This is a genomic window from Propionivibrio sp., from assembly GCF_041441355.1.
GTDB lineage: Bacteria > Pseudomonadota > Gammaproteobacteria > Burkholderiales > Rhodocyclaceae > Propionivibrio.
Genome location: NZ_JASDTF010000027.1, coordinates 80,402 through 106,756 on the forward strand (window position 1 = coordinate 80,402; position 26,355 = coordinate 106,756).

Annotated in this window: 23 protein-coding genes; 10 read left to right on the forward strand and 13 right to left on the reverse strand. The window is 66.7% G+C overall.

Annotated features, from left to right (window positions below):
- Positions 1-50 precede the first annotated feature (50 nt).
- On the forward strand, positions 51-1,298 hold the full coding sequence (locus QMB55_RS10230; RefSeq protein WP_497588601.1) for a lipoprotein-releasing ABC transporter permease subunit: 1,248 nt from the start codon (positions 51-53) through the stop codon (positions 1,296-1,298).
- Entirely contained in the window at positions 1,291-2,007 is a 717-nt protein-coding gene (lolD, locus tag QMB55_RS10235; RefSeq protein WP_497588602.1) for a lipoprotein-releasing ABC transporter ATP-binding protein LolD, read from the forward strand. Before QMB55_RS10230 ends, lolD begins: the two co-directional genes overlap by 8 nt.
- Positions 2,008-2,260: 253 nt before the next feature.
- Here the strand turns inward: lolD and QMB55_RS10240 are convergent, their stop codons facing one another.
- Together QMB55_RS10240 and QMB55_RS10245 are read right to left on the reverse strand one after the other, a co-directional pair.
- Complete coding sequence (locus QMB55_RS10240; protein WP_497588603.1) at positions 2,261-2,878, reverse strand: hypothetical protein; 618 nt, start codon at positions 2,876-2,878, stop codon at positions 2,261-2,263.
- Between the two features lie 40 nt (positions 2,879-2,918).
- Positions 2,919-3,890: a cache domain-containing protein gene (locus QMB55_RS10245; protein ID WP_497588604.1), complete on the reverse strand. Its 972-nt coding sequence runs from the start codon at positions 3,888-3,890 to the stop codon at positions 2,919-2,921.
- A gap of 335 nt (positions 3,891-4,225) precedes the next feature.
- On the opposite strand from QMB55_RS10245, the gene QMB55_RS10250 reads away from it, so the two are divergent.
- Complete coding sequence (locus QMB55_RS10250; RefSeq protein ID WP_497588605.1) at positions 4,226-5,212, forward strand: transaldolase; 987 nt, start codon at positions 4,226-4,228, stop codon at positions 5,210-5,212.
- A 194-nt stretch (positions 5,213-5,406) separates the two neighbouring features.
- Here QMB55_RS10250 and QMB55_RS10255 read toward each other — a convergent pair whose 3' ends face one another.
- Positions 5,407-5,673: a hypothetical protein gene (locus QMB55_RS10255; protein WP_497588606.1), complete on the reverse strand. Its 267-nt coding sequence runs from the start codon at positions 5,671-5,673 to the stop codon at positions 5,407-5,409.
- 354 nt (positions 5,674-6,027) lie between these two features.
- Here QMB55_RS10255 and QMB55_RS10260 point away from each other — a divergent pair, with 354 nt between their 5' ends.
- The 5 genes from QMB55_RS10260 to QMB55_RS10280 all read left to right on the forward strand — a co-directional run bounded on the left by QMB55_RS10260 (position 6,028) and on the right by QMB55_RS10280 (position 13,146).
- Positions 6,028-8,442: a DNA internalization-related competence protein ComEC/Rec2 gene (locus tag QMB55_RS10260; protein WP_497588607.1), complete on the forward strand. Its 2,415-nt coding sequence runs from the start codon at positions 6,028-6,030 to the stop codon at positions 8,440-8,442.
- Positions 8,443-8,522: 80 nt separating this feature from the next.
- Positions 8,523-9,392 carry an alpha/beta fold hydrolase gene (locus tag QMB55_RS10265; RefSeq protein ID WP_497588608.1) on the forward strand — a complete coding sequence of 290 codons (870 nt, stop codon included), beginning with the start codon at positions 8,523-8,525 and terminating at the stop codon, positions 9,390-9,392.
- Between the two features lie 167 nt (positions 9,393-9,559).
- Positions 9,560-10,801 (forward strand): methyltransferase, encoded by a 1,242-nt coding sequence (locus QMB55_RS10270; RefSeq protein ID WP_497588609.1) that lies wholly within the window; start codon positions 9,560-9,562, stop codon positions 10,799-10,801.
- A 2-nt stretch (positions 10,802-10,803) separates the two neighbouring features.
- Positions 10,804-11,667, forward strand: coding sequence for an HDOD domain-containing protein (locus QMB55_RS10275; protein ID WP_497588610.1), 864 nt, complete (start codon positions 10,804-10,806; stop codon positions 11,665-11,667).
- Positions 11,668-11,907: 240 nt separating this feature from the next.
- On the forward strand, positions 11,908-13,146 hold the full coding sequence (locus QMB55_RS10280; protein ID WP_497588611.1) for an L-serine ammonia-lyase: 1,239 nt from the start codon (positions 11,908-11,910) through the stop codon (positions 13,144-13,146).
- A gap of 42 nt (positions 13,147-13,188) precedes the next feature.
- Here the strand turns inward: QMB55_RS10280 and csgH are convergent, their stop codons facing one another.
- From csgH to QMB55_RS10325, 9 genes are all read right to left on the reverse strand, one after another.
- Positions 13,189-13,527 (reverse strand): curli-like amyloid fiber formation chaperone CsgH, encoded by a 339-nt coding sequence (gene csgH, locus QMB55_RS10285; RefSeq protein ID WP_497588612.1) that lies wholly within the window; start codon positions 13,525-13,527, stop codon positions 13,189-13,191.
- 214 nt (positions 13,528-13,741) lie between these two features.
- Positions 13,742-15,109, reverse strand: coding sequence for a hypothetical protein (locus QMB55_RS10290; RefSeq protein WP_497588613.1), 1,368 nt, complete (start codon positions 15,107-15,109; stop codon positions 13,742-13,744).
- A 111-nt stretch (positions 15,110-15,220) separates the two neighbouring features.
- Positions 15,221-15,733 (reverse strand): hypothetical protein, encoded by a 513-nt coding sequence (locus QMB55_RS10295; RefSeq protein WP_497588614.1) that lies wholly within the window; start codon positions 15,731-15,733, stop codon positions 15,221-15,223.
- A 226-nt stretch (positions 15,734-15,959) separates the two neighbouring features.
- Positions 15,960-16,898: a CsgG/HfaB family protein gene (locus QMB55_RS10300; protein WP_497588615.1), complete on the reverse strand. Its 939-nt coding sequence runs from the start codon at positions 16,896-16,898 to the stop codon at positions 15,960-15,962.
- A 10-nt stretch (positions 16,899-16,908) separates the two neighbouring features.
- Complete coding sequence (locus tag QMB55_RS10305) at positions 16,909-17,349, reverse strand: curli assembly protein CsgF (RefSeq protein ID WP_497588616.1); 441 nt, start codon at positions 17,347-17,349, stop codon at positions 16,909-16,911.
- 31 nt (positions 17,350-17,380) lie between these two features.
- Positions 17,381-17,857, reverse strand: a complete 477-nt coding sequence (locus QMB55_RS10310; protein WP_497588617.1) for a CsgE family curli-type amyloid fiber assembly protein — start codon at positions 17,855-17,857, stop codon at positions 17,381-17,383.
- Positions 17,854-18,534: a LuxR C-terminal-related transcriptional regulator gene (locus QMB55_RS10315; protein ID WP_497588618.1), complete on the reverse strand. Its 681-nt coding sequence runs from the start codon at positions 18,532-18,534 to the stop codon at positions 17,854-17,856. The genes QMB55_RS10310 and QMB55_RS10315 overlap by 4 nt, the downstream gene beginning before the upstream one ends.
- A gap of 417 nt (positions 18,535-18,951) precedes the next feature.
- Positions 18,952-19,818: an Hsp33 family molecular chaperone HslO gene (gene hslO, locus QMB55_RS10320; RefSeq protein WP_497588619.1), complete on the reverse strand. Its 867-nt coding sequence runs from the start codon at positions 19,816-19,818 to the stop codon at positions 18,952-18,954.
- Positions 19,815-20,174, reverse strand: a complete 360-nt coding sequence (locus tag QMB55_RS10325; RefSeq protein WP_497588620.1) for an ArsC family reductase — start codon at positions 20,172-20,174, stop codon at positions 19,815-19,817. Before QMB55_RS10325 ends, hslO begins: the two co-directional genes overlap by 4 nt.
- Positions 20,175-20,338: 164 nt before the next feature.
- Between QMB55_RS10325 and QMB55_RS10330 the strand changes: the two genes are divergently transcribed.
- Both QMB55_RS10330 and QMB55_RS10335 read left to right on the forward strand, forming a co-directional pair.
- Positions 20,339-21,964, forward strand: coding sequence for a mechanosensitive ion channel family protein (locus tag QMB55_RS10330; protein ID WP_497588621.1), 1,626 nt, complete (start codon positions 20,339-20,341; stop codon positions 21,962-21,964).
- A 147-nt stretch (positions 21,965-22,111) separates the two neighbouring features.
- Complete coding sequence (locus QMB55_RS10335; RefSeq protein WP_497588622.1) at positions 22,112-25,096, forward strand: HD domain-containing phosphohydrolase; 2,985 nt, start codon at positions 22,112-22,114, stop codon at positions 25,094-25,096.
- Positions 25,097-25,243: 147 nt separating this feature from the next.
- Here the strand turns inward: QMB55_RS10335 and trmA are convergent, their stop codons facing one another.
- Positions 25,244-26,344, reverse strand: coding sequence for a tRNA (uridine(54)-C5)-methyltransferase TrmA (gene trmA, locus QMB55_RS10340; protein ID WP_497588623.1), 1,101 nt, complete (start codon positions 26,342-26,344; stop codon positions 25,244-25,246).
- Between the last annotated feature and the right edge of the window lie 11 nt (positions 26,345-26,355).

Below are 26,355 nucleotides of genomic sequence, written 5' to 3' on the forward strand. Positions count from 1 at the left end.
TGAGTCCCGATTTCCGGTGCCAAGTCCCTTATTTCTCGACAGGCTCCGCAATGGCCTTGCCCTACGAACTGCTGATCGGCCTGCGCTACACGCGTGCCAAGCGGCGCAATCATTTCATTTCCTTCATTTCGCTGATCTCGATGCTGGGCATCGGGCTCGGTGTCGCCGCGCTGATCGTCGTTCTCTCGGTGATGAACGGCTTTCAGACCGAGCTGCGCTCGCGCATCCTCGGCGTCGTCTCGCACATCCAGATCAGCGGCGCCAACGGCGAGATGGGCGGCTGGGAGCGCGTCGCCGCGCAGGCCGGGCGCCAGCCGGGCGTGCTCGCCGCGGCGCCCTTCGTGCAGGCGCAGGGCATGCTCTCGCACGGCCAGGCGGTGCGCGGGGCGATGGTGCGCGGCATCCTGCCCGACTACGAGGAGAACGTCGCCGCCTTCCGCGGACACATGAAGGAAGGGCAGTTCGACTCGCTGCAGCCGGACAGCTTCAACGTCGTCCTCGGCAGCGACCTCGCGCGTCTGCTCGGCGTTCTGGTCGGCGACAAGGTGACGCTGATCGCGCCGCAGGGCGTGGTCACGCCGGCGGGCGTCGTGCCGCGGATGAAGACCTTCACCGTCTCGGGCATCTTCGAGGTCGGCATGTTCGAGTACGACAGCGGCCTCGCGCTGATCCGCATGGAGGACGCGCAGCGCCTCTACCGCATGGACGACCGCGTCTCGGGCGTGCGCCTCAAAATCGACGACCTCTTCAAGGCGCCGCAGATGGCGCGCCGGCTGGCACTGATCCTTGACGTGCCGGCCTACATCAGCGACTGGACGCGCAGCCACGCCAACTTCTTCCGCGCGGTGCAGATCGAGAAGAACATGATGTTCATCATCCTCTCGCTGATCGTCGCCGTCGCCGCCTTCAACATCGTCTCGACGCTGGTCATGGCGGTCACCGACAAGCAGGCCGACATCGCCATCCTGCGCACCCTGGGCGCCAGCCCGCGCAGCATCATGGCGGTGTTCATGGTGCAGGGCGCGCTGATCGGCGTCGTCGGCCTGGCGCTGGGCGTCCTCGGCGGCGTCCTGCTGGCGCACAACATCGACGTTGTTGTGCCCTTCATCGAGCGCCTCCTCGGCACCCAGATTCTGGCCAAGGAGGTCTATTACATTTCCAGCCTGCCGTCGGAACTGCAATGGTCGGACGTGAGCACGATCACCGTGCTTTCCTTCGTCCTGTCGCTGGTGGCGACGCTGTACCCGAGCTGGCGCGCTTCGCGCGTCAATCCGGCGGAGGCCTTGCGCTATGAATGAGACGATGGATTTCGCGCTGATGGGCGAGCCCGTGCTGGCCTGTCAGGGGCTGAGCAAGATCTACCGCCAGGGGAGCAGCGAAGCGGCCGAGGTGCCGGTGCTGCTGGGTGTGGACCTGACGGTGTGGGCCGGCGAGCGGCTGGCCATCGTCGGCGCTTCGGGTTCGGGCAAGAGCACCCTGCTGCACCTGCTTGGCGGGCTTGATGCGCCGAGCGCCGGCCGGGTCGAGCTGATGGGGCGCGACCTGTCGACGATCGGCGACGCCGAGCGCGGCGTGTTGCGCAACCGGCATCTGGGTTTTGTCTACCAGTTCCACCACCTCCTGCCCGAGTTTACCGCGCTCGAGAACGTCGCCATGCCACTCTTCATCCGGCGCATGGCACGCGACGAGGCCGAGGCGCGGGCGCGGGCGATGCTGGTCGAAGTCGGTCTCGGACATCGTCTCGACCATACGCCGTCGGAGCTTTCGGGCGGCGAGCGCCAGCGCGCGGCGATCGCCCGGGCGCTGGTCACCGAACCGGCTTGCGTGCTGGCCGACGAGCCGACCGGCAACCTCGACCGGCAGACCGCCGAAGGGGTTTTCGAATTGATGCTTGAGCTTAACCGCGCCCGACGCACGAGCTTCGTCATCGTCACCCACGATCCCGGCCTCGCGGCGCGCGCCGAACGCACGCTGACCCTGCGCGACGGCGCGTTCCTGCCGGATTGAAGGTGACGGCGCGGGCAGCACCTGAAAAGCCTTAACCCGCGAAGCACGCAAAGCCCGCGCCGAGTGCCCGGCGCGGGACGGTTTTGCTTCGTCCGGGATTCCCGGCGTTTTTCGAGCCTTGGTGCGCCCCGTTGCGCGTTTTCCGTTCGTGGCATGGTGCCGCGGACCGCGCCGCCTGGTGAGGCGTCTCCGGGGCGTCTCCGCCGGCCGCAGAGGCCGGCGGGAGGTCGGGCAGGGGGCTTTCTGGCTCGGTTTACGCCGTTTCGTTGATCGCCTTGACGACGCCGGTGAGGGCGGCGAGGCGGTCCGGGCAGTGGTTGCGCGTCTCGGTGACCACTTTGTTCAGGCAAACGGCAAAGCTGTCGGCCGAGCGGCAGCCGCCGATCTCGTCGGCGAAGGCCTGCGAGCGCGTGCCGAAGCTGTCGACGCAGAAGTCGACCAGCAAGTACTTGGCTTCGGAGAGGATGATGTCCTCAAGCAGGCTGAACGCCGACTGGTCGACGTTCGCCGCCGGGGCTGCCGCGGTGGACGCAGCCTTGGGGAGCGGCGGGGCGAGGGCGGCGAAGGGGTCGGAACTGTACTGCGGTTGCTCGGGCTTGGGCGCTGCGCTGGGGACGGGGGCTACGGCCGGTGCAGGCGTCGGCGCCGGGGCGCCGCCGACGACCTGGATGAAACCGTCCTGGATCATGCCCTCGATTTCGACCGCGAACTCCTCCGGCTGCAGCACGGTTTTCTGCAGCAGGTGATCGACGCGGTGCGGCGTCTCGAGCAGCAAGAGGACGCTGCGTTTACGGATGCTCAGCTTGCAGGTGCGGTGCTTGACCTCTTCGACGCCTTTGGCGGTTAGGGCCAGGCTGGTGTTCGAATCCACGCTTCACCTCCTTTCCATGAGTGCGCAGGATGGGAGGCGATCACAACCTGAAACGGCTGACCGACTTGCCAAGGATGTCGGCGGTCTTGCCGAGCTTCTTCACCGTGCGCATCAGCGCGGCGAATTCTTCCTCCGACTTGGTTTCCGCATACACCCGGGCGCTGTCATCGAAGCTCTTCACCTGTTCGGCCAGGGTGGTGGCGTTCTCCTGGATCGAGCCGGTCATGTTCTTGAGCTTCATCTGCATCAGCTTGAGCGAGGCCATCAGGCTGGTGTCGTCGTTCTTGGCCAGCTCGATCTCGATCCCGAGGTCGCCGTTGGCGATTTTCTTCATGCTCTCCTGCGCGTCCTGCGGCTCGCCGCCGAGCTGGCCGAGAATGACGCTGCGCATGCGGAAGATCAGGGTCGAGAGCAACGCCAGCAACACGCCGCCGACCCCCAGGTAGAGGGTGGCCTGTTCCCAGAAGCGGTCTTCGATGTCGTCGACGAAGAAGCCGATGACGACGATCCAGTTCCACGGGTCGAACTTGTCGGCGCCGGAGAGCTTCTTGTAGAGGTTCTTGTCGCCGGAGTTGGGGCGGACCGCGGCGAGTTCGACGAAGCCTTGGCCGGTACCGCTCTTGGCGATGGCCTCCATGTAGGCTTCCATGACCGGGCGCCCGTCGAGCGCCTTGCCGCCCGGGTCGACCTTGCCGACGCGCGAGGCGGTGGCGTGGACCAGCAGTACGTTGTCGGCGATCGAGCGCACGATGAAGTAGTCGCTGCCCTTGCGCTGGGCGCTGAGCGCTTCCTTGGCGCGCGCCTGGGCTTCCTCGCGGCTGTAGCGGCCGGCGACTTCCTGGCTGTGGTAGTAGCGCAGCTGGGCATCGGCAAAGTCGAGCAGCAGCGTGATCTGGGCCTGCCGTTCCACCATCATCGTCTTCTTGGTCGTGAGCAGGCCGAAGATGCCCATCACGACGAGACCGAGCAGCGAAGCGAGAACGATGATCAGGACGCGAGTCTTGAGACGCATGAATGAATCCTCCTCCGGCGTGTTTTTTGTTTTGTGAATGGGGACTTGCCACTGGCCGGTTGGCGACAAATCCATTCGCATGAGGATACACCCGGGGGAGGGTGCAGGCAATTCACCGGCATAAACCCTGCATTCGACCGGGATACGCTTGAGCGTGCTTGCCCGGCTTTCATCGCATCCAAGGCCCAGGGCCGCAGCATCGCGGGGCGCGGTGCCTGGCTTTTGCGCGAGGATCGGTTCGCGCGCGGCCCTCAAGCTTGGTTAGCTTTGTTAGAATTCGGCTTTCTGCACACTGCATTCAGAATTCAATTTCAACCTTCGGAGCGATGCCCGCCATGAGCCGTCCCCTGCTCGACCAGTTGCGCGAAATGACCGTCGTAGTTGCCGATACCGGCGACATTCAGGCGATCGAAACCTTTACCCCGCGCGATGCGACGACCAACCCCTCGCTGATCACCGCCGCGGCGCAGATGCCGCAGTATCAGGACATTGTCGATGCGACACTGCGCGGCGCCCGCCAGGATGCCGGCGCCGACGCGCCCGCGGCCAAGGTCGTCGGCCTCGCCTTTGACCGTCTGGCGGTTTCCTTCGGCCTGAAGATTCTGCAGATCATCCCCGGCCGGGTGTCGACCGAAGTCGACGCGCGTCTCTCCTATGACACGGCCGCTACGGTCGCCAAGGGGCGCGAGCTGATCGCCCAGTACGAGGCCAACGGCGTCTCGCGCGAACGCATCCTGATCAAGATCGCTTCGACCTGGGAAGGCATTCAGGCCGCCGCGGAGCTGGAAAAGGAAGGCATCCACTGCAACCTGACGCTGCTCTTCGGCATGCACCAGGCCGTGGCCTGCGCCGAAGCCGGCGTGACCCTGATCTCGCCCTTCGTCGGCCGCATCCTCGACTGGTTCAAGAAGGAAACGGGCCGCGCCGAGTACGCGCCGGCCGAAGATCCCGGCGTTGTCTCGGTGACCCAGATCTACACCTACTACAAGAAGTTCGGCTACCGCACCGAGGTGATGGGCGCCAGCTTCCGCAACGTCGGTGAGATCACTGAGCTGGCTGGTTGCGACCTGCTGACCATCGCCCCCTCGCTGCTCGCCGAACTGCAGGCTGCCACCGGCGACTTGCCGCGCAAGCTCGACGCCACCGCCTGTGCAGAGCAGTCGGTCGAACGCATGGCCATGGACCAAGAGATTTTTGCGCGCCTGCACGCCGCCGACCGCATGGCTTCCGAAAAGCTGGAGGAAGGCATCAACGGCTTCACCAAAGCGCTGGAAACGCTCGAAACCCTGCTCGCCAAGCGTCTCGCCGAACTCGAAGCCTGACGCGCGGATTCGAAGACCGTTCGGCGCGGCTGCGCCGCACCAAGCACAACGCCCGAAGCGGCCGGCAATTTGCCGGCGACTTCGGGCGTTGTTTTATCGTGGATCGGATGGGGCGGCGGTGCGAGGGAAGGGGGCGAGCGGCCGAGGGACCGGGAGGCCGTTTCAAGCCGGCGCTCGCCTCACTTCCGGCCACTTCAAGCCATTTCGAGCCCGCGCCGGAAGAGTTTGTCGGGGTCGAACTGGCGGTGTTCGAGGCGGGCGCGCTCGCGCGCCCGTTCCATGAGGTCCTGGTCGGAGCGGTGGTTGAGCGACGGGATTGCGCGCAGGCAGTCGAACTCCATCCGCACCAGCGTGCCGTGCAACTTCTCCAGCTCGTCCAGTTCCAGCTGCTTCCTGGTTTTGATCAGCGACTCCCTGAAGGACGCGATTTCTGCGTAGGTCGGGATGCGTCGGCCGGGCATGGGAAGACTCCTTTCACTTTCTAATGGGGAACGCCTGCGGGACTGGAAGTCCGGACGCAGCGAGGTGGGGCTGGCCCGGCGAGTGCTTCCATGATGCCCGCCAAGCCGGCATGTGGGCATCCGTATTCTCTGCCGCGTGGTCTCGAGGATTCAGCGGAAACTACGGACTCGACCTGTTTGTTCCGCCCGCTTTGCCCCGCTTGGGGCGCGTGTTCCCGCAGTTTTCGTTGGGCTTCCAGCCGTTGAGGCGGCGCACGCGCTCGCGTAGGATGGCGCCGACCGGCGGGCTGCCGTCGGGTTCGGGATTTCGTCCTTCGACTTTTAGTTCTTCGACCTTTTCGCGGCTTGCGACGCATGCGCGTGTTCATCCTCGCCTTCTCGCTCGGCGTCTTGTTGCTTCAGACGCGCGGCGAACTGCCCGATTGGGGCGTGCTGGCGGCTTTGGCTGTCGTCGGCGGCCTGTTCTTTGCCGGCGCGAACCGCTTTGCGGGCGAACGGCGTGGATTGGAGCGTACCGGGCTGACGTTGGCCGGACTGGCGATCGGCTTCGCCTGGGCGGGGCTTCTGGCCCAGTGGCGCCTGGCCGAAGCTTTGCCGGACGCCTGGGAAGGGCGCGACATCGAACTGGTCGGCGTCGTCGCGGCACTACCGCAGCGTTTCGAGCGCGGCGAACGCTTCGAATTTCTGGTTGAAACGGTGCGTACTCCGGGGGCGACGGTGCCTTCGCGCCTGCTGCTCTCCTGGTACCACGGCTGGAACGAACCCGAAGCCGAACTTGGCGCGACGGATGATGAAGCGGAGGGCGTCGATTCCGATGTGGGGCGCTATGCCCGCGCCTTGCGCCCCGGCGAACGCTGGCGCTTCACGGTCCGCCTCAAGCGCCCGCACGGAAACGCCAACCCCTACGGCCACGATCACGAAGCCTGGCTGCTCGAACGCGGTCTGCGTGCCACGGGAACGATCCGCACGCGGGCCGAGGCAGCGCGCCTGGACGCTTTCGTCTGGCGGCCGGAAACGGTGGTCGAGCGCCTGCGCGACGGCGTGCGCGAGCGCTTTCTTTCCGCCGTGCCCGGCGCGCCTTACGCCGGAGTTCTGATCGCGCTGGCGATCGGCGATCAGCGCGCGATTCCGCCCGAACAATGGCAAATCTTCAACCGTACCGGGGTGACGCACCTCGTCTCGATCTCGGGCTTGCACGTGACGATGCTCGCCGCGCTGGTCGCGGCGCTCGTCGGCTGGCTATGGCGCAGCAGCGAACGCCTGACTCTGGCCGTTCCGGCGCAGCGTGCCGGCGTGCTTGCCGGCCTCATGGCGGCCCTGGCCTACAGCCTGCTGGCCGGCTTCGAGGTGCCGGCGCAGCGGACCCTGTACATGCTCGGCGTGGTCGTCTGGAGCCTCTGCTCGGGCCGTCACTACGGCGTCTCGCGCACCCTCCTGTGTGCCCTGTTCGTCGTCCTCGTAATCGATCCCTGGGCCGTTTTGTCGACGGGCTTCTGGCTTTCCTTCGGTGCCGTTGCGGTGCTGTTTTACGTTGGTGGCGAGCGTGGGGCGAACGTCCGGTCGGCCGAGGCGGGTGGCTGGGTCCGGCTGCGCGCGCAGCTCTCCGGCTGGGGTGCGGCGCAGTGGGCGGTGACCCTGGGCAGCGTGCCTCTGCTGCTTTTCTTCTTCCACCAGTTCTCGCTCGTCTCGCCGCTCGCCAACGCGCTGGCGATCCCCGTCGTCAGCTTCGTCGTCACGCCGCTCGCCCTCCTTTTTGCGGCCGTTCCCTGGCCGCCTTTGCTGCAGGCCGATCACGGGCTGTTCGCCCTGTTGATGGCCGTGCTCACCCGCCTTGCCGAATGGCCGGTCTGGCAACAGCCGGCGCCGCCTGCCTGGGCTGTTGCGCTGGCCGTTCTGGGCGTGCTCTGGTGTCTGCTGCCGCGGGGCTTTCCCGGGCGCCCCGTCGGCGTCGTGTTGATGCTTCCGGCCCTGAGCCTGGCACCACATCAGCCCAGCGACGGCGAGGCCTGGGTCGAGGTGCTGGACGTGGGGCAAGGCTTGGCGGTGGTGCTGCGGACGGCGCGGCATGCCGTGCTTTACGACGCCGGGCCGCGCTACGGACCGCAGGCCGACGCCGGGCAGCGGGTGGTGGTGCCGCACCTGCAGGCCCTTGGCGTGCGCCGGATCGACCGGCTGCTGCTTTCGCACCGCGATCAGGATCACACCGGCGGTGCCGACAGTGTGCGCGCCGAATTTCCGGTCGTTGAAACCTTGGCCTCGTTCGGAATGCCTGCGCAGACGGCCTGCGTCGCCGGGGCGGAATGGACGTTCGACGGCGTGCGCTTCTCGATCCTGCATCCGGCAGCCGACGATTACGGCGCGCCGCGTCGTTCGAGCAATGCCTTGAGCTGCGTGCTGCGCGTCGAAAGCCGAGGCGGGGCGTCGCTGCTGTTGACCGGCGACCTCGAAGGGGCGGGCGAACTCGCCTTGCTGCGGCGTTATGCCGACCGTCCCGAGGCCTTGCGCGCCGACGCCGTGCTGGCGCCGCATCATGGCGGTCGCGGCGCTTCGGGCGCGGCCTTCGTCGCTGCCGTCGCGCCGGCGCACACCCTCGTTTCGGCCGGTTACCGCAATCCCTTTGGTCATCCGCATCGCGAAGCGCTCGCGCGTTATGCGGCGAGCCAGGTCTGGCGTACCGACCGCGACGGCGCCTTGCGGCTGCGCCTCGCCGATGCGGCCTCGGTCAGCGCCTGGCGGCAGACGCGTGCCCGCTACTGGCATGGACGTTGAGCGGTCGCTGTCGGGGCGGCATGCATGGTCGCGCCGCCGGGCCTCGCCTACACTCAGGGCAGGAGACTCGAAAGGGCATCATGGACACTCCGCACGTCGACCGTAGCGTCCTCTGCGCCTCGCCGGGCGGCCTGCACCGTGTGGCCTATCGCGAGTGGGGTGGCGGCGAGGGGGCGCGCGATAAACCGGTGCTCGTCTGCCTGCACGGCTTGACGCGCAACGGGCGCGATTTTGACGCCCTCGGGGCCGCGCTCGGCGACGAGTTTCGCGTGGTCTGCCCGGACCTGCCGGGGCGCGGACGCAGCGACTGGCTCGCGGACGCCGACAGTTACGGCCTCGGGCAGTACGTTGCCGACATGGTGACGCTGATCGCCCGGCTCGACGTCGAGCGCGTTTGCTGGCTCGGGACGTCGCTCGGCGGGCTGGTCGGGATGCTGCTCGCCGGCTTGCCCGAGACACCGATCGAACGGCTGTTGCTCAACGACATCGGGCCGCGCCTCGAAGCCGCCGCGTTACGCCGCATCGGCGACTACCTCGGGCGTGCGCCGAGTTTTGCCGACGAGGCCGAGGCGGAGCGCTACGTACGTCGCGTCAGTGCCCCGTTCGGCGCACTCGCCGATGCCGACTGGCAGCACCTCACCCGGGTCGTCCTGCGCCGGACGCTCGACGGTGGCTACGAACTCAACTTCGATCCAGCGATTGCCGAGTCTTTCCGTCGCGCAGCGAGCACGGGCGAGATTGACCTGTGGCCTTGCTACGAGCAGATCGTCTGCCCGACCTTGCTCGTGCGCGGCGCCGAATCCGACCTCCTGAGCCGCGCCACGGTGCGCCGCATGGCCGCCTGCGGGCCACGCCCGAAGTGCGTCGAGATCGCCGGCGTCGGGCATGCGCCGACCTTCATCGCGCCGGAGCAGATCGCCCTGGCGCGCGCTTTTTTCCGTCCGCATTGACGGCGCTGAAATGCCCGTCCGGTGCGCTTTTCGGGCCGAAAAGCGGGTAGGATTCAGGCTGCAATCCGGGCCGTGCGCCGACGTCCCCGCGGTGGGGGTGTGGCGTGCGCGGAAACCGGCCGTGGCGCTTGGCGGCGCGCGGCCTCGACGCAAGGAGAATGCCGTTGATGAACCCCGCGCCGCGCCCAACGAGTCCGCAGGCCGAACCGAGCCTGCCGACTTCGGCCGACGAACCGCTGCTGCGCTGGCAGGAAGGCGGCGTCGAGCACGTCGCCCGTTGGCGCTCGGAGGCTGGCCTGCCGCCGCCGCGCCGGGTCGAGGTGGTCGATGCCACGCTCAAGGCCGATGTCGCTTACCGCCTGGCCTGCTCGGGCACGGCAATGCTCTGGCGCGGCGACTTTCACAACGCGCGCCAGTTGCTTCAGGCCATCGCCCGCCGCTGCGACGAAATGGGGGGTAAAGCGGGCGACAAAGCGCGCGGCAAGGCGGTACGCGCCGCGCCGGTTTTTCCCGAGGCGTTCAACCTGCACCGCATGCGCCAGGCGCAGCGGGCGCGCGTACTCGGGCAACTGCTCATTCCCTGCGAAGCCGGGCATCGCATCCCGTTGCGCCGGGCGCCCGACATCGTCCAGGCTGCGACGGAAGCCTATGGTCCGGCCAATGCGGCCTACGTACTGTCGCTGCGCGAGCTGCAGGGCGTCATCGGTGCGCACGAGTGGCGCAAGAACGGGGTCGAGATCGCGGCCCTCGGCGCCCGCATCCATCCGCACTACGGCGTGTTCTCGCCGGTGCGCGGCGAATACGTCGATCTCGTCGCCCAGGCGCCGCTGCCTGCGGCGCTGGCCGAGACCAACCTGGCTTTCGACATCGGTTGCGGCACCGGGGTACTCGCCGCGGTGCTCGCCCGGCGCGGCGTCGCCCGCATCATCGCCACCGATCAGGAGGCGCGGGCGCTGGCTTGCGCCCGCGATAACGTCGACCGTCTCGGGATCGGCGGGCAGGTCGAGCTTTCGGCCGTCGACCTGTATCCGCCCGGACGCGCGGCGCTGGTGGTGTGCAACCCGCCCTGGCTGCCGGGCAAGCCCAGCTCGGGCCTCGAGTACGCCGTCTATGACCCGGACAGCCGCATGCTCAAGGGCTTTCTCGCCGGGCTCTCCGCGCACCTCTTGCCGGGCGGCGAGGGCTGGCTGATCCTGTCCGATCTGGCCGAACACCTCAAACTGCGCGCGCCCGACGAACTGGCGCGGCTGATCGAGGCGGCTGGGCTGCAGGTCGTCGGTCGGCTCACCGCGCGGCCGCTGCATCCGCGCGCCAGCGACCCGGACGACCCGCTGCATGCGGCCCGTGCGGCCGAGCTGACCTCGCTCTGGCGGCTCGCGCCAAGGCCGGGGCCGGCCCCGGGGCGTTAGCCATGGACGCCTGGAAATCGCGTTGGGGCGCCGCGCAATGGGCGGCCTATTTCGAGCACCAGGCCCTGCCCGTCCTGCCGCGTTCAAAACAATTGCTGGCCGAGCTTGAAGCTTCGGCGGGCGAGCTGCTTTCTCCCAAGGACCTGTCGGACATCGTGCTGCAGGACCCGATGCTCTGCCTCTTGTTACTGCGCGAGGCCGAGCGCCGCAAGAGCAGCCGACTCGGGCGCGAGACGACGACGGCGCTGGCGGCGATCCTGCAGCTGGGGGTGCGCCAGTTCAGCCGGCTGCTGCTCTCCAGCCCGGAGATCGACGAGGGCAATGCTGGGCTGATCAAGGTCGAGATGCGCGCCAGCCTGGCGTCGCGCATTGCCCGCGCCTGGTCGACCGGGCGCATGGACATCAACCCCGACGAGGTCGCCGTCGCGGCACTGCTCGGCGGCACTGGCGACCTCCTCCTCTGGGCCTACGCGCCCGAAATCCCGGCGCGCGCCGAGGCCGAATTGCACTCCGGGCGTGCCCGGCGCAGCGCGCAGGCGCAGCAGCAAGCGTGCGGTTTCACCTTCAAGGAGCTGACCCTGCTTTGCGCCGAGCGCTGGCACCTGCCGGCGCTGCTGATCCAGCTGCTGCGCGGCGCCGACACCTTGCGCGCGCGCCTGACCCGGACCTGCTCGAACACCGCACGCCATCTCCTCGACGATTCGGAGACGGCCACCCAGGCCCTGGCCTGTGACCTCGTCGAAGCGGCGGAGCTGGTTCCGAATGCCAGCCTTGAATGGCTGGCGTCGGCCTTGCCGATGTTGTCCGAGGCGCGGCGCGAAGCGGCGCTTGCCGAGGCGCTGAGGCTGCGTGCCGACGCCGAGTAGGCGCGCGGAGCGGCGCTGGCCGCCGCGTTATTCCTGGAGTCCAGAGCATCGCGGGGCTGGCGGATGTTTTTTTGAGTGCTTAAATGCAGGATGGCGCTGGACCTTGGGCCTGCATTCGTCCACAATTCCGCGCTTGTTCCGGACGTCGTTTTCCGCGGCGTCTACGGGGTTTACCTTAACGATGCTAGGCCAGTACGACAGCGCGGCGCTTCGCGGTGCGTCACTGCGGGGAGGAAGGAAATGAAATCGCTGCGCGAGCTGTACCGGATCGGCCTCGGGCCGTCGAGCAGCCACACCATGGGGCCGCGTTTCGCCGCTCTGGCGTTCAAACCCCTCACCGCCGGCGCCAGCCGGGTGCGGATCACCCTTTACGGCAGCCTGGCGGCCACCGGGCGCGGTCACCTGACCGACGTCGCGGTCGGCGAGCCGTTCGCGCCGCTGCCCGTCGAAATCCTCTGGCGTCCGCAGGAAAACCTGCCGCGTCACCCCAACGGGCTGCGCCTTGAGGCGTTGGCCGAAGACCATACGGTGCTCGCCGAACGCGTCGTCTACTCGGTGGGCGGCGGTGCGCTGCTCGACGAAAACGGCGAGAGCGTTGGCGTTTCCGACGTCTATCCCTATGTCTCGATGCAGGAGGTGCTGACGCATTGTGAGGCGGGCAACCTGCAGTTCTGGGAGGTCGTCGGCCAGCACGAGGGCGCGACGGTGTGGACCTTTCTCTCCGGCATCTGGCAGGCCATGCGCCGTGCCATCGAGCGCGGCCTCGAAGCCGAAGGGCGGCTGCCGGGAACACTCAACGTGGCGCGCAAGGCCTCGTCGTACAACATCCGCGGCCAGGCGCTGAGCGGCCATTTCGGCCAGACCGCGCGGCTCTTTTCCTATGCACTGGCCGTTTCGGAAGAGAACGCCGGCGGCGGTGAGATCGTCACCGCGCCGACCTGCGGCGCCTGCGGCGTGCTGCCGGCGGTGCTGTTCTTCCTGCAGCAGCAGGCCAACCTCTCCGACGACAAGATCGTGCGCGCGCTGGCGACCGCCGGCTTGATCGGCAACCTCGTCAAGCGCAATGCCTCGATCTCGGGTGCCGAGGTCGGCTGCCAGGGCGAGGTTGGCACCGCCTGCGCGATGGCTGCCGGCGCCGCGGCGCAATTGCTCGGCGGCTCGATCCGGCAGATCGAATACGCCGCCGAGATGGGCCTCGAGCACCACCTCGGGCTGACCTGCGATCCGATCGGCGGTTACGTGCAGATTCCGTGCATCGAACGCAACGCCATCGCCGCGGTGCGCGCCGTCGATTGCGCCGCCTACGCGCTGCTCTCCGACGGTCAGCACATCATTTCCTTCGACGAGGTGGTGCGCACCATGTACGAAACCGGGCGCGACATGCATTCTGACTACCGCGAAACGGCGGTCGGCGGCCTGGCCAAGATTCACCTGATGCGCGGCAAGCCGGGGACCGGCTTCCACGGCATGGGCAGCTAATAAAGGTCGGCGCGGTCCGGAGTGACTCAAGCACTCCCGGTTTTATTGACTCGCTGGTGGCAATTCCAGGGTCAATTCGCTAACGGGCTGGAGCGCCTGAGAGACGCTGATCCGCACCTGGCAGCGGTCGCCGTCGTGCAAGGCGATGCGCAGGCTGCCGAGCGTGGCCTGCTGCCCGAGGTCGAGGTGGATGCGGCCGCTCTGACGGGTTTCGGATCGGCCGCTCCGGCCGTTCTTGTGCGCCGTGAGGAGGTAATCGAAGTGAGTCGTCGCGCCGTCGGCCGGGGCGACAAACTGCGGTTTGACGGTCCACAGTTCGGCGTCCTGATGCAGTTCGGCCCACAGGCGGGGCGCGCGTTCTCGGGTTTCGCTGGCATTCACGGGCGAGCCTCCGGCTCCGAATTCAACGCCGACTCCGACCCCCGGGACGACGGCGCAGCAACACAGCGCGAAAAGGGTGCGCAGGCCGACGCGTCTGGAGCGCGCCGGCGCTGAGGGGGGTGGGGTGTTCACCATCAAATCCGCTTAAACAGAACGCGTGGAGGGCACCTGGTGGCTGTTGCCGCCGTCATGCCCTCCGCGTGGGGGCGCGAGCCTAGCGCTGGAGCACCTTGGCGTAATTGCCGGCGCCGCCGCTCTGGACGATGTTGGCGAGGTGGCCGGTGCCGCCTTGATCGGCGATCGCCACGTTCGGCAGGGCGGCCGTGCCGACGCCGCTCTGGGTGATCGTCGCGACGTTGTTGGTCCCGTTCTGCAGGATGCTGGCGTCGTTGTATTCACCCGTCTGCGTCACGGTGCCGTTGTTCCCCGTGCCGCCCTCCTGGCGGATCAAGGCCTTGACCATGAGCGACGCGCCTTGCTGGATGAGCGCGGTGTTGTTGTCGCTCAGCTGCGTCACCCGGGCTTGTGCGGAGACCGCCCCGTTCTGACTGATGGTCGCGGTGTTGTCGTTGGCGAATTGCTCGATCAGCGCCCAGCTGTACGGCGAGTTCGTCTGACCGATGGTCGCGGAGTTGAGCTCACCGACCTGATTGACGCCCGCGAAGGCCCCGCTCGACGAGGTCTGCATGACACCGGCGGTGTTGCCCAGCCCGTTCTGGTCGACCTGAACCACGCCACCGAAGTTGAGGAGGGTCTGGGTGACTTCGGCGCTGTTGGACGTTCCGTTCTGGTTGACGGTGGCGTGCGAAGAATCGGCGATGTCCGACTGCACAACGCTGGCGGTGTTGGTGGTGCCGTTCTGGTTGATCAGTGCGTTGGCGAACCAGGTCCAGCCGGTCTGGCGGATGCTGGCGCTATTTCCGGTGCCTTGTTGGAAGGCTTTGGCTTGGTTGCCCCAGCCGCCTTCTTGCAGGATGTAGGCGTGGTTGTCCGGGCCGGTCTGGCCGATTTCGGCCGAACTGCCGAGTTCACCGTTGACCTGCTCGATGCGCGCGGTGGCGTTGGGCGAGTTGCCGGTCTGGTTGATCAGCGCGGTGTTCGAGCTGCCCTGTTGCAGTACGCTGGCCTGAACGCCGGTACCCGGGGTGCTCGGGAAGGGGAGTGTCCCGATCTGGTTGATCGTTGCCGTGTTGAGGTTACCCCCTTGCTCGATGACGGCGGCGCTGCGGTCCGCGTACAGCGGCGGCATCTCGTCCTGCACGATGCGGGCGTTGTTCTGGTTGCCGTTCTGCTGGATGGTTGCGTCGACCCACCAAGCGTTGTCCTGGACGACGCTCGCCTGGTTGCCGTTGCCGATGCTGTTGACCAAAGCCGTGGTGTCGTTGCCCTGCTCCTGGCTAACGTCGGCCTGGTTGCTCGTTCCGGTCTGGTGAACCGAAGCGTAGGTCGGGGTGATGTTGTCGGTCTGGGTGACCTGGGCGTTATTCAGGCTGCCGTCCTGGACGACGAGGGCCTCCGACGCGGCGTAGGCCGAGACGGAGAAGGCCGAAAGGATGGCGAGGGCGATGATGCGCTTCTTCATGATGACCTCCTATGTCGTGCAACTGCTAAAGTGGCCCTGCCGCGGGCGGCGATGAGCCGTTCCTGAACCCGCGCGCCGCAGCGTGCAGGCCATCGGTGAGACGTGCGCAAGCTATTGCTGGATGACGCGCGTCGTGTTGTGGTTGCCGTTCTGGACGATGCTCGTCCACATCCCCTGGCCGAGCTGGAGCACTTCGACCCGGTTGTAATTCCCGTTTTGCGCGACCTGCGCGCGGTTGCCGGCGCCGCCTTGGACGATGCTGGCGAGGTTGCCGAGACCCATCTGCTGCACGGCGATGAAATTGTCGTAACCGCCCTGGACGAGCGCGGCGACGTTGTGCTGTCCCTGCTGCTGCGCTTCGATGACGTTGCGTTGGCCGGCCTGGACGGCGACGATGCGGTTGTTCTCGCCGTTCTGGGTGAGTCGCGCCTGGTTCTGGCTGCGGATCGCGCCAACGGGCAGAACGGCCAGCGCCTGCCTTTCGGCGAAGGACAAGAGTTCGGTGTCCGGCGCGAGGTCGGCACGGAAATCCTCGGCGAAGGCGTCAGTCGCGGCGCTCAACGCGAAGAGGTTGAGCACGCCGGCCAGCAGGGCTTGCGCGCACCGGGACGAGCGCTGGTGCATGAACTTTCCCCCGTGTCTTTTTCAGTGACTTGAGGCTAGGCCTTGCACGGGCCGGCCTCAATCGGCGGAAAGGCTCTTTTTTTGCCTCCGGAGACTCCCCCGTTCGGTGTATTTTTGGGGGGGCGGATCAGAAAAACGGTGTAGGGGGAAATCCGGTCGCGAGGTGTGGACGGGCAAGCCAACGGCGGCAGACGGCCGGGGCTGTCTGCCGCCGTTGGCAGGGGGATTACATGGCGGGGTCGGTGCTGTTCGCGGCCTTGGCCGAGAGGGCTTCTTCGGGGCTCAGGCGGTGGCGTTGCGCCTGAAGCTGAAGGTAGGTCTGCAGGCGAGGGGAGTCGATGTCCTGCGGGTTCTGGAGCGCCCAGTGGTTGTCCTTGATCCCTTGGGCGATCAGATGCACGAGCGCAGCGTCGATGGCCTCCTGGACGCAGAGCTGTGCCGGTTCGTTGCGTGTGTAGCCGACTTCGACTTCGAGCAGGCGCTGGTAGGAGACGAAGCGGAAGATGTCGGCGCCGAGCTTGTACGAGTAGATGCCCTTGGTCGTCGAGGTGCTGACCAGGATGCGCCCGCTGCGGATGTCCACCGCGCGCAGGTTGATCGTCACCTGGTCGGTGCGGTACTGCTCGGAGGCGCCGACGCCGAGGTAGCGCGCGCCGGCCCCGCCGGTGCGGACGTTGCTCTCGAAGCTGATGATTCCGCCTTCGAGCAGGATGCTGGCCGGGAGCAGGCCGGCGAGGTTGCTGCCGTTCGGGGTGTTGTCGAGGGCGCGCACGATGCGCCGTTCGGTGAGGATGTTCTGCAGGCCTTCGCGCTCGACCGGAATGAACCACTTGGAGTCGGTCATCGACTTGATCAGCATCGCGCCGGCCCCCTGGGTGACGGCGGTGGAGAACGAACTGTCGGGTGACGGCTTGTATTGACCGGTCTGGTCGCGGAAACCGTAGACCGCGGCGACGATCTTGCCGCGCGGCGGCGGCAGGTTGACGAGGTCGGCATGCAGCGCCGAGACGCTGGTCAAAGTGGCCGGCTGAGAGGCGGTGGCCAGGGCCTTGTCGCGTTCCTGGTCAAAGACCGTGCAGCCGCCCAGCAGCGCCAGCAGTGTCAGGATGGGCAGCGTCAGCGTCGCGAAGCCTGCGCGGGCGGGATGGGTGCGTGGGTGTGCCATGCCAGCTCTCCTAAGGCTGGTTGCTGATCTGGAAGGTCGTCGAGGCGCCGGTCGTCTTGTCGGTGGTGGTGATCTGGAGCAGGCCGTTGCCGAGGTCGACGATGGCGATCTTGAAGGTCGAGGTTTCGACGATGCCGGGTTGCAGGTTGCCGTTGGCATCGAAAATGCTGCCGGTGATCTTGGAGGCCATGCGGTCAAGAATCATCGACTGCAGGCGCTGATTGAAGGAGTCGAGCGCCGAGGGCGCTTTGTAGCCGGCATACGAGCCGCTGTCGGACGAGGCGGTATGCCGGTTCTGCGCATTGGCGCTGTTGAGCAGCACCGGGCCATAGAGCGGGTTGCCGCCAAACGAGGGGTTGATCGGCGTGTAGACGATTTCGGTGGCACCGACCGTTGTGCAGGCGATGAGCGTCAGTAGAGCGAGCATGAAACTGTGGGATGTCCTGGGCATGACGTACTCCTGGAAAAGGATGAAACGGCGATCAGGGCAATTCTTCCGGGGCGAGGTCTGGGTTTTTGAACAGCTTGTCGAGCAAGGCGTTGTCGGCCAGGCGGCGGGAGAGGTAATTGGCCGTTTCCGCCGCCAGCGGCGCGATCGTGGCGCTGCGTCCGGCGAGCAGAAACAGCCGGGCGACGGGACGGTTGCGGTGCTCGACGACGATCAGGCTGCCCCAGCGCGCCGAAGGCTTCTCGGTAATGGTCAGGTCGACCGGTTCAACGAGCGTGCGCGCGCGCCAGGCGTGGGCGAACTCGCGGACGAAGGCGGCACCGAAGTTGGTCATCGTGCGGTCGACGAGAAAGCCGGCATCGCGTTCGAGGCTGCCGAAGGCCGCTTCGAGCGGCTGAGGTTGGTCGAAGGCGGTTTCGTCGTCGAGTGCCTGGGCTGCGGCCGCCGGGCACAGGAGCGCGAATGCGAGGGCCAGGGCGGAGTGCACAGGGCGCCACGTCCGGGCGTTCACGCGCCGCTCCTGGCCAGGAGTGCGACGTTGCCGTGCGCCCAGGACACCGCCTGGACCCGATTGCTTACCTTGAGTTTGCGGAAGAGATGATGGATGTGGGTTTTGACGGTGTGCGGGCTGTTGTGCAGGAGGCGCGCAATCTCGGCATTGCTGGCGCCCGAGGCAAGACAGCGCAGGATGGCTTGTTCCTTGCCGGTCAGCCGGATCGGCTCGGCCGGGACGCGCGGGCCGAGTTGGCGGGTGCGTTCGAGGTGTGCGGCGAGCAACTTGCGCGGCAACCAGTGTTCGTTGTTGGCCAAGGCTTTCAGCCCATGCAGGAACTGGTTTTCCGAGGTGTCGCGGTAGAACAGGCCTTTGAGTCTGGGCAGACCGAGCAGCCACTCATAGGGCGTCGTGTCGCAGGCGTTGAAGAGCGCGACGACTTCGGCGCATTCGCACAACGCGGACAGGGTGTTCTCCAGGTCCTCGGTGGCGAGCGAGTCGCAGTCGATCAGCGCCAGGGTGCGCCCGGACTGGCGCTGACGCAAGGTTTCGGATGTCGAGGCAACGGTGCAGCGCGCCTCCAGACGTTTGGCCAGCAGCGAGGCCAACAGGGTGTTTTGCAAGTTACGTTGGCCGACGATCAGGTAGTTGGCCGGGCGCGACGACACCCGTTCAGCGATGACGGTATCCTCCACGATAACCTCCGAACTGCGTTATGGCGATCGCCGTGACGATCGACGTTTATTGTTCGGCGTCGGAGCGCCGTGGCCTGGACGGCGACGGCGAAACGCGCCCAACCGGCGCACGCGGTGCGTGTGTCGGCAATGCTGGGGAGAGGCACGCCGGCAAAAGGGGGCGCTGAAAGGGGGAGATTCGTAGCTGTTCTGGCCGCGCGACGGTGTGCGTTCGGCCCGGCCTCGTGCCAGGAGCCCCGGGGTTGGGGGGGGCGGCGAGGCGGCCCTTTCTTGCTAGACCACGTTTTTGGGTCTGTCAAGAAAAACAAAAAATTATTTTTTGTGGGGTTTTGGGTGTTTTATGGCGCCACGGTGGCATTTTTGTTGTGAATATTGCCATGCTTGCGGAGGGGAAGCCCCTCCGCAAGCGCCGACGCCTCAGTGCACGCTCGGCGGCGTGGCTGGGGTGCTGCTGAATAAGGTGTCGATCGCCGCCTTGTCGAAACGGTACTCGTGGTTGGCGAGGTCGTCGCGAATGACAATCTCGCCGCGTTCGGAGAGCGCCGCATAGACTTCTTCGCGGCCCAGCGCGCGCAGCATGTTGCCGACCTTTTCCCAATCCTCAGGGCTCTCGGCCGTCACCGCGCGCGGGGCAAAGACGCGCACCGTTTCTTCGACGAACAGACGGCCGAGCAGCGCTTCCGGCGCCAGACCCAGCAATTCCTCGGGTTTGACGGTCGAGGCCAGGGTTTCGATGCGCGCCCAGCCGTCGGGGTCGCGGCTGTCGGCGCTGGGCAGCTTTTGCAGAAACAGGCCGGCGGCGCCTTGGGCGTTGGCAGCGAGGAAAAAACGCGAGGCGAGCTGTTCCGACTGCGCGAGGTAATGTTCGAAGATCGCCGCGATGCTGTCGCCGACGAGCGGCACGATGCTTTGGTAAGGTTCCTTCATCGTCGGGGCGTCGAGCGACATCAGCAGTTGCCCGCGCCCGAGCAGCGCCGCCGGGCGGTCGGGGGCGACGCTCTGCGCGTGCTGCGCCATGCAGCGTAGGTTGAGCGCCTCGTCGCAGTCGATGACCAGCAGCGACACCGGGCCCTGACCGCGCAGTTGGATGGTCAGCCGTCCAGGCTGCTTGAGGTTGTCGGAGAGGAGCAGGGTGGTGATGCTCATCTCGCCCAGCAGTTGGGTCACTGCGGGCGGGTAGTCGCGTCCGGCGAGCAGGTTCTGCCAGACGGGCCCGATGCGGACAACGGCGCCGCGGATGTCGAGGTCGTCAAGCAGGAAGCGTTGGACGAGGTTGTCGGTCATTTCAGGAGTTCCTTGGTGTAGCGGTCGGCGTCGAAGCCGACGAGCAGCGTGGTTCCGGTGTCGAGTACGGGACGCTTGATCATTGCAGGATAGCGGGCGAGCAGGGCGAGCGCCTTGTTTTCGTCGACGTCGGCGCGCTCCTCCGGGCTGAGCTTCTTCCACATCAGACCGCGGGTGTTGAGCAGCGCCTGCCAGCCGGCGCGGCGGTTCCAGTCGGCAAGGTGAGCCTCGACGAGGCCGGGCTGCTTGTAGTCGACGAATTCGTAGGCGATTTTGTGGCTCTCCAGCCACAGCCTCGCTTTTTTCATGGTGTCGCAGTTTTTGATGCCGTAGCAGACGAGTTTCGGTGCAGTCATGGGCGTCAGGGGCGAGGGTTGAAGGCGAAAAGCCGCTAGTTTACGTCGATTGCCATGCAGCGCGGAAGCGGCTTCGCGGCTAAAATGCCGATGGGAAATTTGGCGGTGCGCCGGACGATTCGGTGCGCGTCGGCGACGAAAAGCGAAAAAAGCGGGAGATGGGAATGTTCGACGTGGGGCGGTGGTTTTTCCGGGGCGTGCTGGGCGTCCTGATGATGGTTTGCATGGCCGTTCCGGCCTGGGCGGACGCAGAAAAGCCCGACGCGGCGCGCAGCGTCGAGAGCGCGACCCTGCGGGTCTTTAATCGCGACATCATCACCTTCCGCGGTGCCTTCCTTGGCCAGACCCCGGCCGTGCGCGCCGCTCGCAGCAAAAGTGCGCTGACCGACTACCTGCGCCAGGGCGGCGAGCATAAGGTGAGCGTGAAGGAAAACCCGGTCGGGAAGATGGTGATGCTGGGCCCCAACCTCGTTTTCATCATCACCTCCGACGACGTGGATGTGCTCACCGGCGAAAACCTTGAAATGGCGACGCAGCAGGCCGTCCGCCGGCTCGAGCAGGTCATCGGCGAAACCCAGGAGTCGCGCGACATGGGCAAGCTGTTGCGCGCGCTGGCGATCGCCGGCGTCGCCAGCGTGATCTACGTGTTGTTGCTGCTGGGCGTCGGTCGCCTGCGCCGCTGGGTCGAGCGGCGCCTCGTCGCCATCGCCGAGCGCAAAGCACAGGCGCTGACCATCGCCGGGCAGAGCGTGCTCGAGACGCACGCCCTGTTGCCGCGCCTGCAGCAGGTGATCGACCTCCTGCGCTGGTTTATCGTGGCCTTGCTCACCTACGAATGGGTGAGTTTTGTCCTCTCCTGCTTCCCCTATACCCGGCCGTGGAGCGAACAGCTCAACGCCTACCTGTATGACCTCTTCGCCACCGTCGCCGAGGCGATGGTCGATGCCCTGCCGGGCTTGATCCTGGCGGCGACGATCTTCCTGATCGCTCGCTTCTTTGCCAACTTCGCCGGTCGCCTGCTGGCGCGCTTGGCCGGTGGGCGCATGGACGGCGGCTGGCTGACCCAAGAAACCCTGCCGACCACGCGGCGCCTGGTCTCGATCGCCATCTGGCTGTTCGCCCTGGCGATGGCCTACCCCTACCTGCCGGGGGCGCAGACCGAGGCCTTCAAGGGACTCTCGGTGTTGCTCGGCCTGATGGTTTCGCTCGGGGCGTCGAGCGTCGTCGGGCAGGGGGCCGCCGGGCTGATCCTCACCTACACGCGCACCATCCGTCCGGGCGAGTACGTGCGCATCGGCGAGCATGAAGGGACGGTCACCGAGATGGGGATGTTCACCACCCGCATCCGCACCGGTCTGGGCGAGGAGCTGACGCTGCCCAACTCGATGATCACCGGCGCGGTGACCAAGAACTACTCGCGCAGCGTGCAGGGGCGCGGCTACATCGTCGATACCACGGTGACCATCGGCTATGACACGCCCTGGCGGCAGGTGGAGGCGATGCTCGTCGAGGCCGCGCGCCGTACGCCGGGCATCCTGATGGCGCCTGCGCCGCAGGTCTTCCAGACCGCGCTCTCAGACTATTACCCGGAATACCGCCTCGTCGCCCAGGCGATCCCCGAGCGGCCTCGGCCGCGCGCCGAGGTGCTCTCGCATCTGCACCAGAACATCCAGGACGTGTTCAACGAACACGGCGTGCAGATCATGTCGCCGCATTACATGGCCGATCCGGCGGTGGAAAAGGTCGTTCCGCCGGAAAACTGGTACGCGGCCCCGGCGAAGCGGGAGTAAAGGGGGCACGCGGGCGGCGGCAAGCGCTTGAGTTTCGCATCGCGTTGCCCCTGGATGGATAAAGCAGCACCTGATCCGTTTTAAGCTTTTTCGCACCGACCGAGAGGTTCTTTACGTTGTAGACCAAAGGCATTTTTGGGGGTTGAAATGGCCGCATCCGGTGTGTCCAGATTGGCTTTTCCCTATCGGCAGCGGGGGCGTCACTATCCCCTGCACATCCACATCGCCTACCTGTTTACCTTGCTGATCTTCGTGGCCTGTTCGGTGATCAGCTGGTTCAACTACTACCAGTCGCGCCGCATCATCCTTTCGGCCGCCAGCGACGTTTTCGAGAGCGTGGCGGTGAAAGTCTCCGACGATCTGGAGCGGCTTTACCGTCCTCTCGAAACCCTGGTCGAGTTGCTGGTGTATCACCCCATCGTCGGCGCCACCAGCCTCGATCGACGTGCGCAATACCTGCCCATGCTGCTGGAGTTCCTGGAGAAGAACCGGCAGCTTTCGGCGGTCTACGTCGGCTACGACAATGGCGATTTTTTCCTGTTTCGCCGTTTGCCGGCGATGCCCAGCGCCGAGTTCCCGGAGGTGCCCAAAGAGAGCCGGTATCTGCTCCAGAGCATGGAGCGCGGCCCGGGCGGTCAGCGCCGCCCGACCTACGTTTATTACGACAAGTGGCTCTACGAAACGCTGAGGCTGCACCCGGAAAATTACGATTTCGATCCGCGCGTCCGCCCCTGGTTCGTCGAGGCGACTGCGGCCCCCGATCTGATCCGGACTGAGCCTTATGTCTTTTTCACGACCCGCGAGATCGGTAAGACCTTCGCCCGTGCCTCGGCGACCGGGGCCGTGGTTGCGGCCGACCTGACCTTGGCCGACATCTCCTCGTCGCTGGCGGAGGCCAAGGTCACCGCGGGGAGCCAGCTCGTGCTGGTGGATGAACGGGGCGGTGTTCTGGCCTCGCGCGACCGTGTGCGGCTGGCGCAACTGACCGCCGCGGGAGACGGGCGCTTGCCCGCTCTGGCCGACTTTGCCGTGCCGGCGCTCGACCGCCTGGCCTGGGACCACTCCGACCGGCCGATCCCGATTGTCGATGCGCACCGGCGGACCTGGCACGGGCGGGCGTTGTCGCTGGGCGATAACAACCGTCTGCTGATGGCCGCGCCGGAGGACGAGCTGCTGGCCCAGGCGGTGCATATCCGCAGCATGACCTTGTGGATCACCCTGCTCATGATCGGTCTGGCGATTCCCGGAACGTGGTGGCTGGCGCGCCGCGTGGCCAGCGAACTGAACGACCTCCTGGGCGAATCGCGCGAGATCCGCCGTTTCCGTTTCGACGGCCCGCAAGCCAAAGGCTCGCCGATCTGGGAAATCGACCAATTGGCCCAGTCCATGCACCAGATGAAGGGGACGATCCGCAAGTTCCTCGACATCACCGCCACGCTCAGCGCCGAGCGCAATTTCGAGCGCCTGCTCGACCGGGTGCTGCTGGAAACGCTGTCCAGCGCCGAAGCCAGCGGCGGTGTCGTCTATCTCGTCGCCGACGACGGTCAGCGCCTGTTGCCGGCCGCCTTGCGTTGGCAAGTTGCCGAAGGGGATGGCGGGGGCGAGCCCGCGGCCATCCTCGACCTGCCGCCGCTGCCGCTGGCGGCTGTCGAAACCAGCGAGCACCCGGTGTTGCGCTCGATACGGCACGGCAAAGCCCTGGCCCAGGAAATCCCGGTGGACCGTCCGGCGGGCATGGCGTATCTCGACGCCGTCGACAGCCCGCTGGCTGGAAAGCCCGTGCTGCAGGTCGCCATGCCGCTGAAGAATCGCAATCAGGACATGGTTGGACTGCTCGTGCTGTTCCTGCCCGGCGACGCCGGGGCGCCGCCCATCGAACGGATTTCGTTCATCGAGGCCTTGTCCGGCGCATCGGCGGTGGCGATCGATAACCAGCGGCTGATCCAGTCCCAGAAAGCCTTGCTGGAGAGCTTGATTCAGCTGGTGGCCGGCGCCATCGATGCCAAGAGCCCTTATACCGGCGGCCATTGCCAGCGTGTGCCCGAACTGACCAAGATGCTGGCCCGCGCGGCCTGCGAGAGCACGTCGGGCCCGTATGCCGATTTCCAACTGAGCGAAGACGAATGGGAGGCCCTGCACATCGCCGGGTGGCTGCACGATTGCGGCAAGGTGACGACGCCCGAGTATGTCGTCGACAAGGCGACCAAGCTGGAAACCCTCTACGACCGTATCCACGAAGTGCGGATGCGCTTCGAGGTACTCAAGCGCGATGCCGAAGTCGAATTCTGGCGGGCCGTGGCGGCCGGCGGCGATTCGGCGAAATTGCGCGCCGCGCTCGAGGCCCAGTGGCGGGTGCTCGACGAGGAGTTCGCTTTTGTCGCCGCGTGCAATCAGGGCGGCGAATTCATGGCGGCCGAGAAAGTGGCGCGCCTGCAGGAGATCGGCGCGCGCACCTGGTTGCGCACGCTCGACGACCGTCTTGGTGTGTCCCGCGATGAAGCCCGTCGCCAGCAACGCTGTCCGGCGCCGACCCTGCCGGTCAGTGAAACGCTCCTGGCCGACAAGCCCGAGCACCTGGTGGAGCGCGACGCGCGCGACCTGCTGCCGCCTGACAACCCCTGGGGCTTCAAGCTGCGCGTGCCGCAATGGAAGTTCAACCGGGGCGAACTGCACAACCTGCGGGTGGCGCGCGGTACCCTGAGCGACGAAGACCGCTACATCATCAACGATCACATCGTCCAGACCATCGTCATGCTGACGGCCCTGCCGTTTCCGCGGCACCTGCGCAGCGTGCCCGAGCTGGCCGGCGGGCACCACGAACGGGCGGACGGCGCGGGCTATCCGCGCGGCCTGAAGCAGCAGGAGATGAGCCCGCAAGCCCGGATGATGGCGATTGCCGATGTTTTCGAAGCCCTGACCGCTGAAGATCGCCCCTACAAGAAAGGAAAGACCCTCGCGGAAGCCTTGCGCATCATGGTTTTGATGCGCGACGAAGGGCACATCGACCCCGAACTCTTCGCGCTGTTCGTCGAGGCGGGCGTCTACCGGCGCTATGCCGAACGCTTCCTCAGCCCGGAGCAGATCGACGCGGTCGATGAAGCGGCGCTCCTGCGGACGGCCTCGAAGGCGTGATCAGACGGGCCGGTAACGACGCGCGAAATGCCGGCCTCCAGGGCGCATGGCTGCTCGCGTCCAGGACTGCCGGCCTGAAACGACCGCTGGATGCGCCCTGCAGGCCGCCCGGAGCGCGGGCGGTGAGTGGCGTTTAGCGGGGGCGAGCTAGCGTCGGCTGAGCAGCAGCCCGCATTCGAGGTGGTGGGTGTAGGGGAACTGGTCGAAGACGGCGGCGGCGGCGATGGCGTGCGTGTCGTGCAGTGCGGCGACGTTCTCCAGCAGGGTCTGCGGGTTGCACGAGATGTACAGGATGTGCTCGAAGCCGCGCGCGAGTTCAAGGGTCTGTGCGTCGAGACCGCTGCGCGGCGGATCGACGAAGAGGGTCGAGAAGCGGTAGGCGTCAAGGTCGATGCCCTGCAGGCGCCGGAACTCGCGCTCGCCGGCCCGCGCGGCGCTGAATTCTTCGCTCGACATGCGCGCCAGGGTGACGTTGTCGATGCCGTTGGCGACGAGGTTGTAGTTCGCGGCCTGGACCGAGGTTTTGCTGATCTCGGTGGCCAGCACGCGCTCGAACGCGGGCGCCAGCGCGATCGTGAAGTTGCCGTTGCCGCAGTACAGTTCGAGCAGGTCGCCGCCCAGGCCGGCCGCTTGTCGGCAGGCCCAGCCGAGCATCTGCCGGTTGACCCCGCCGTTGGGCTGGGTGAAGGCGCCTTCGAACTGCTGATAGCGCAGGCGACGGGGCGCGGGTTCAACGTCGAGTTCAAATTCTTCCAGCACCCAGTCGCGTTCGAGGACGACCTTCTGCCCGCGGCTGCGCCCGATCACCTGCGCCTGCAACTCGGCGGCCAGGGCCTGCGCGGCGACTTCCCAGGCGTCGTCGAGCGGGCGGTGGTAAACCAGGGTGATCAGCAGCTCGCCACTCAGCGTCGACAGGAAGTCGACGCGAAACAGCTTGCGTTTGAGGGCTTCGCTGGCCATGAGCAGGGCGCGCAGGCGCGGCATCGCGGCGCGAATCGGCGCCGCAGCGACGGGAAAATCGTCGAGGATGACCGGGCGCTTCGGCGCCTCCGGGTCGAACATCGCGTAATCGAGGCGGCCGTCCTGATGCCAGATGCGGAATTCGGCGCGCAGCCGGTAGTGTTGCGGCGCGGACGGGTGCACGGCGGGTTCGGGCAGCGCGTAGGGCGCGAAGTCGGCTTTGAAGCGTTCGAGCTTGGCCGTGAGCTGCGCGGCGTAGTCGGCGGGGTCGATGCGGGCGAAAGGCATGGGCGGGCGGA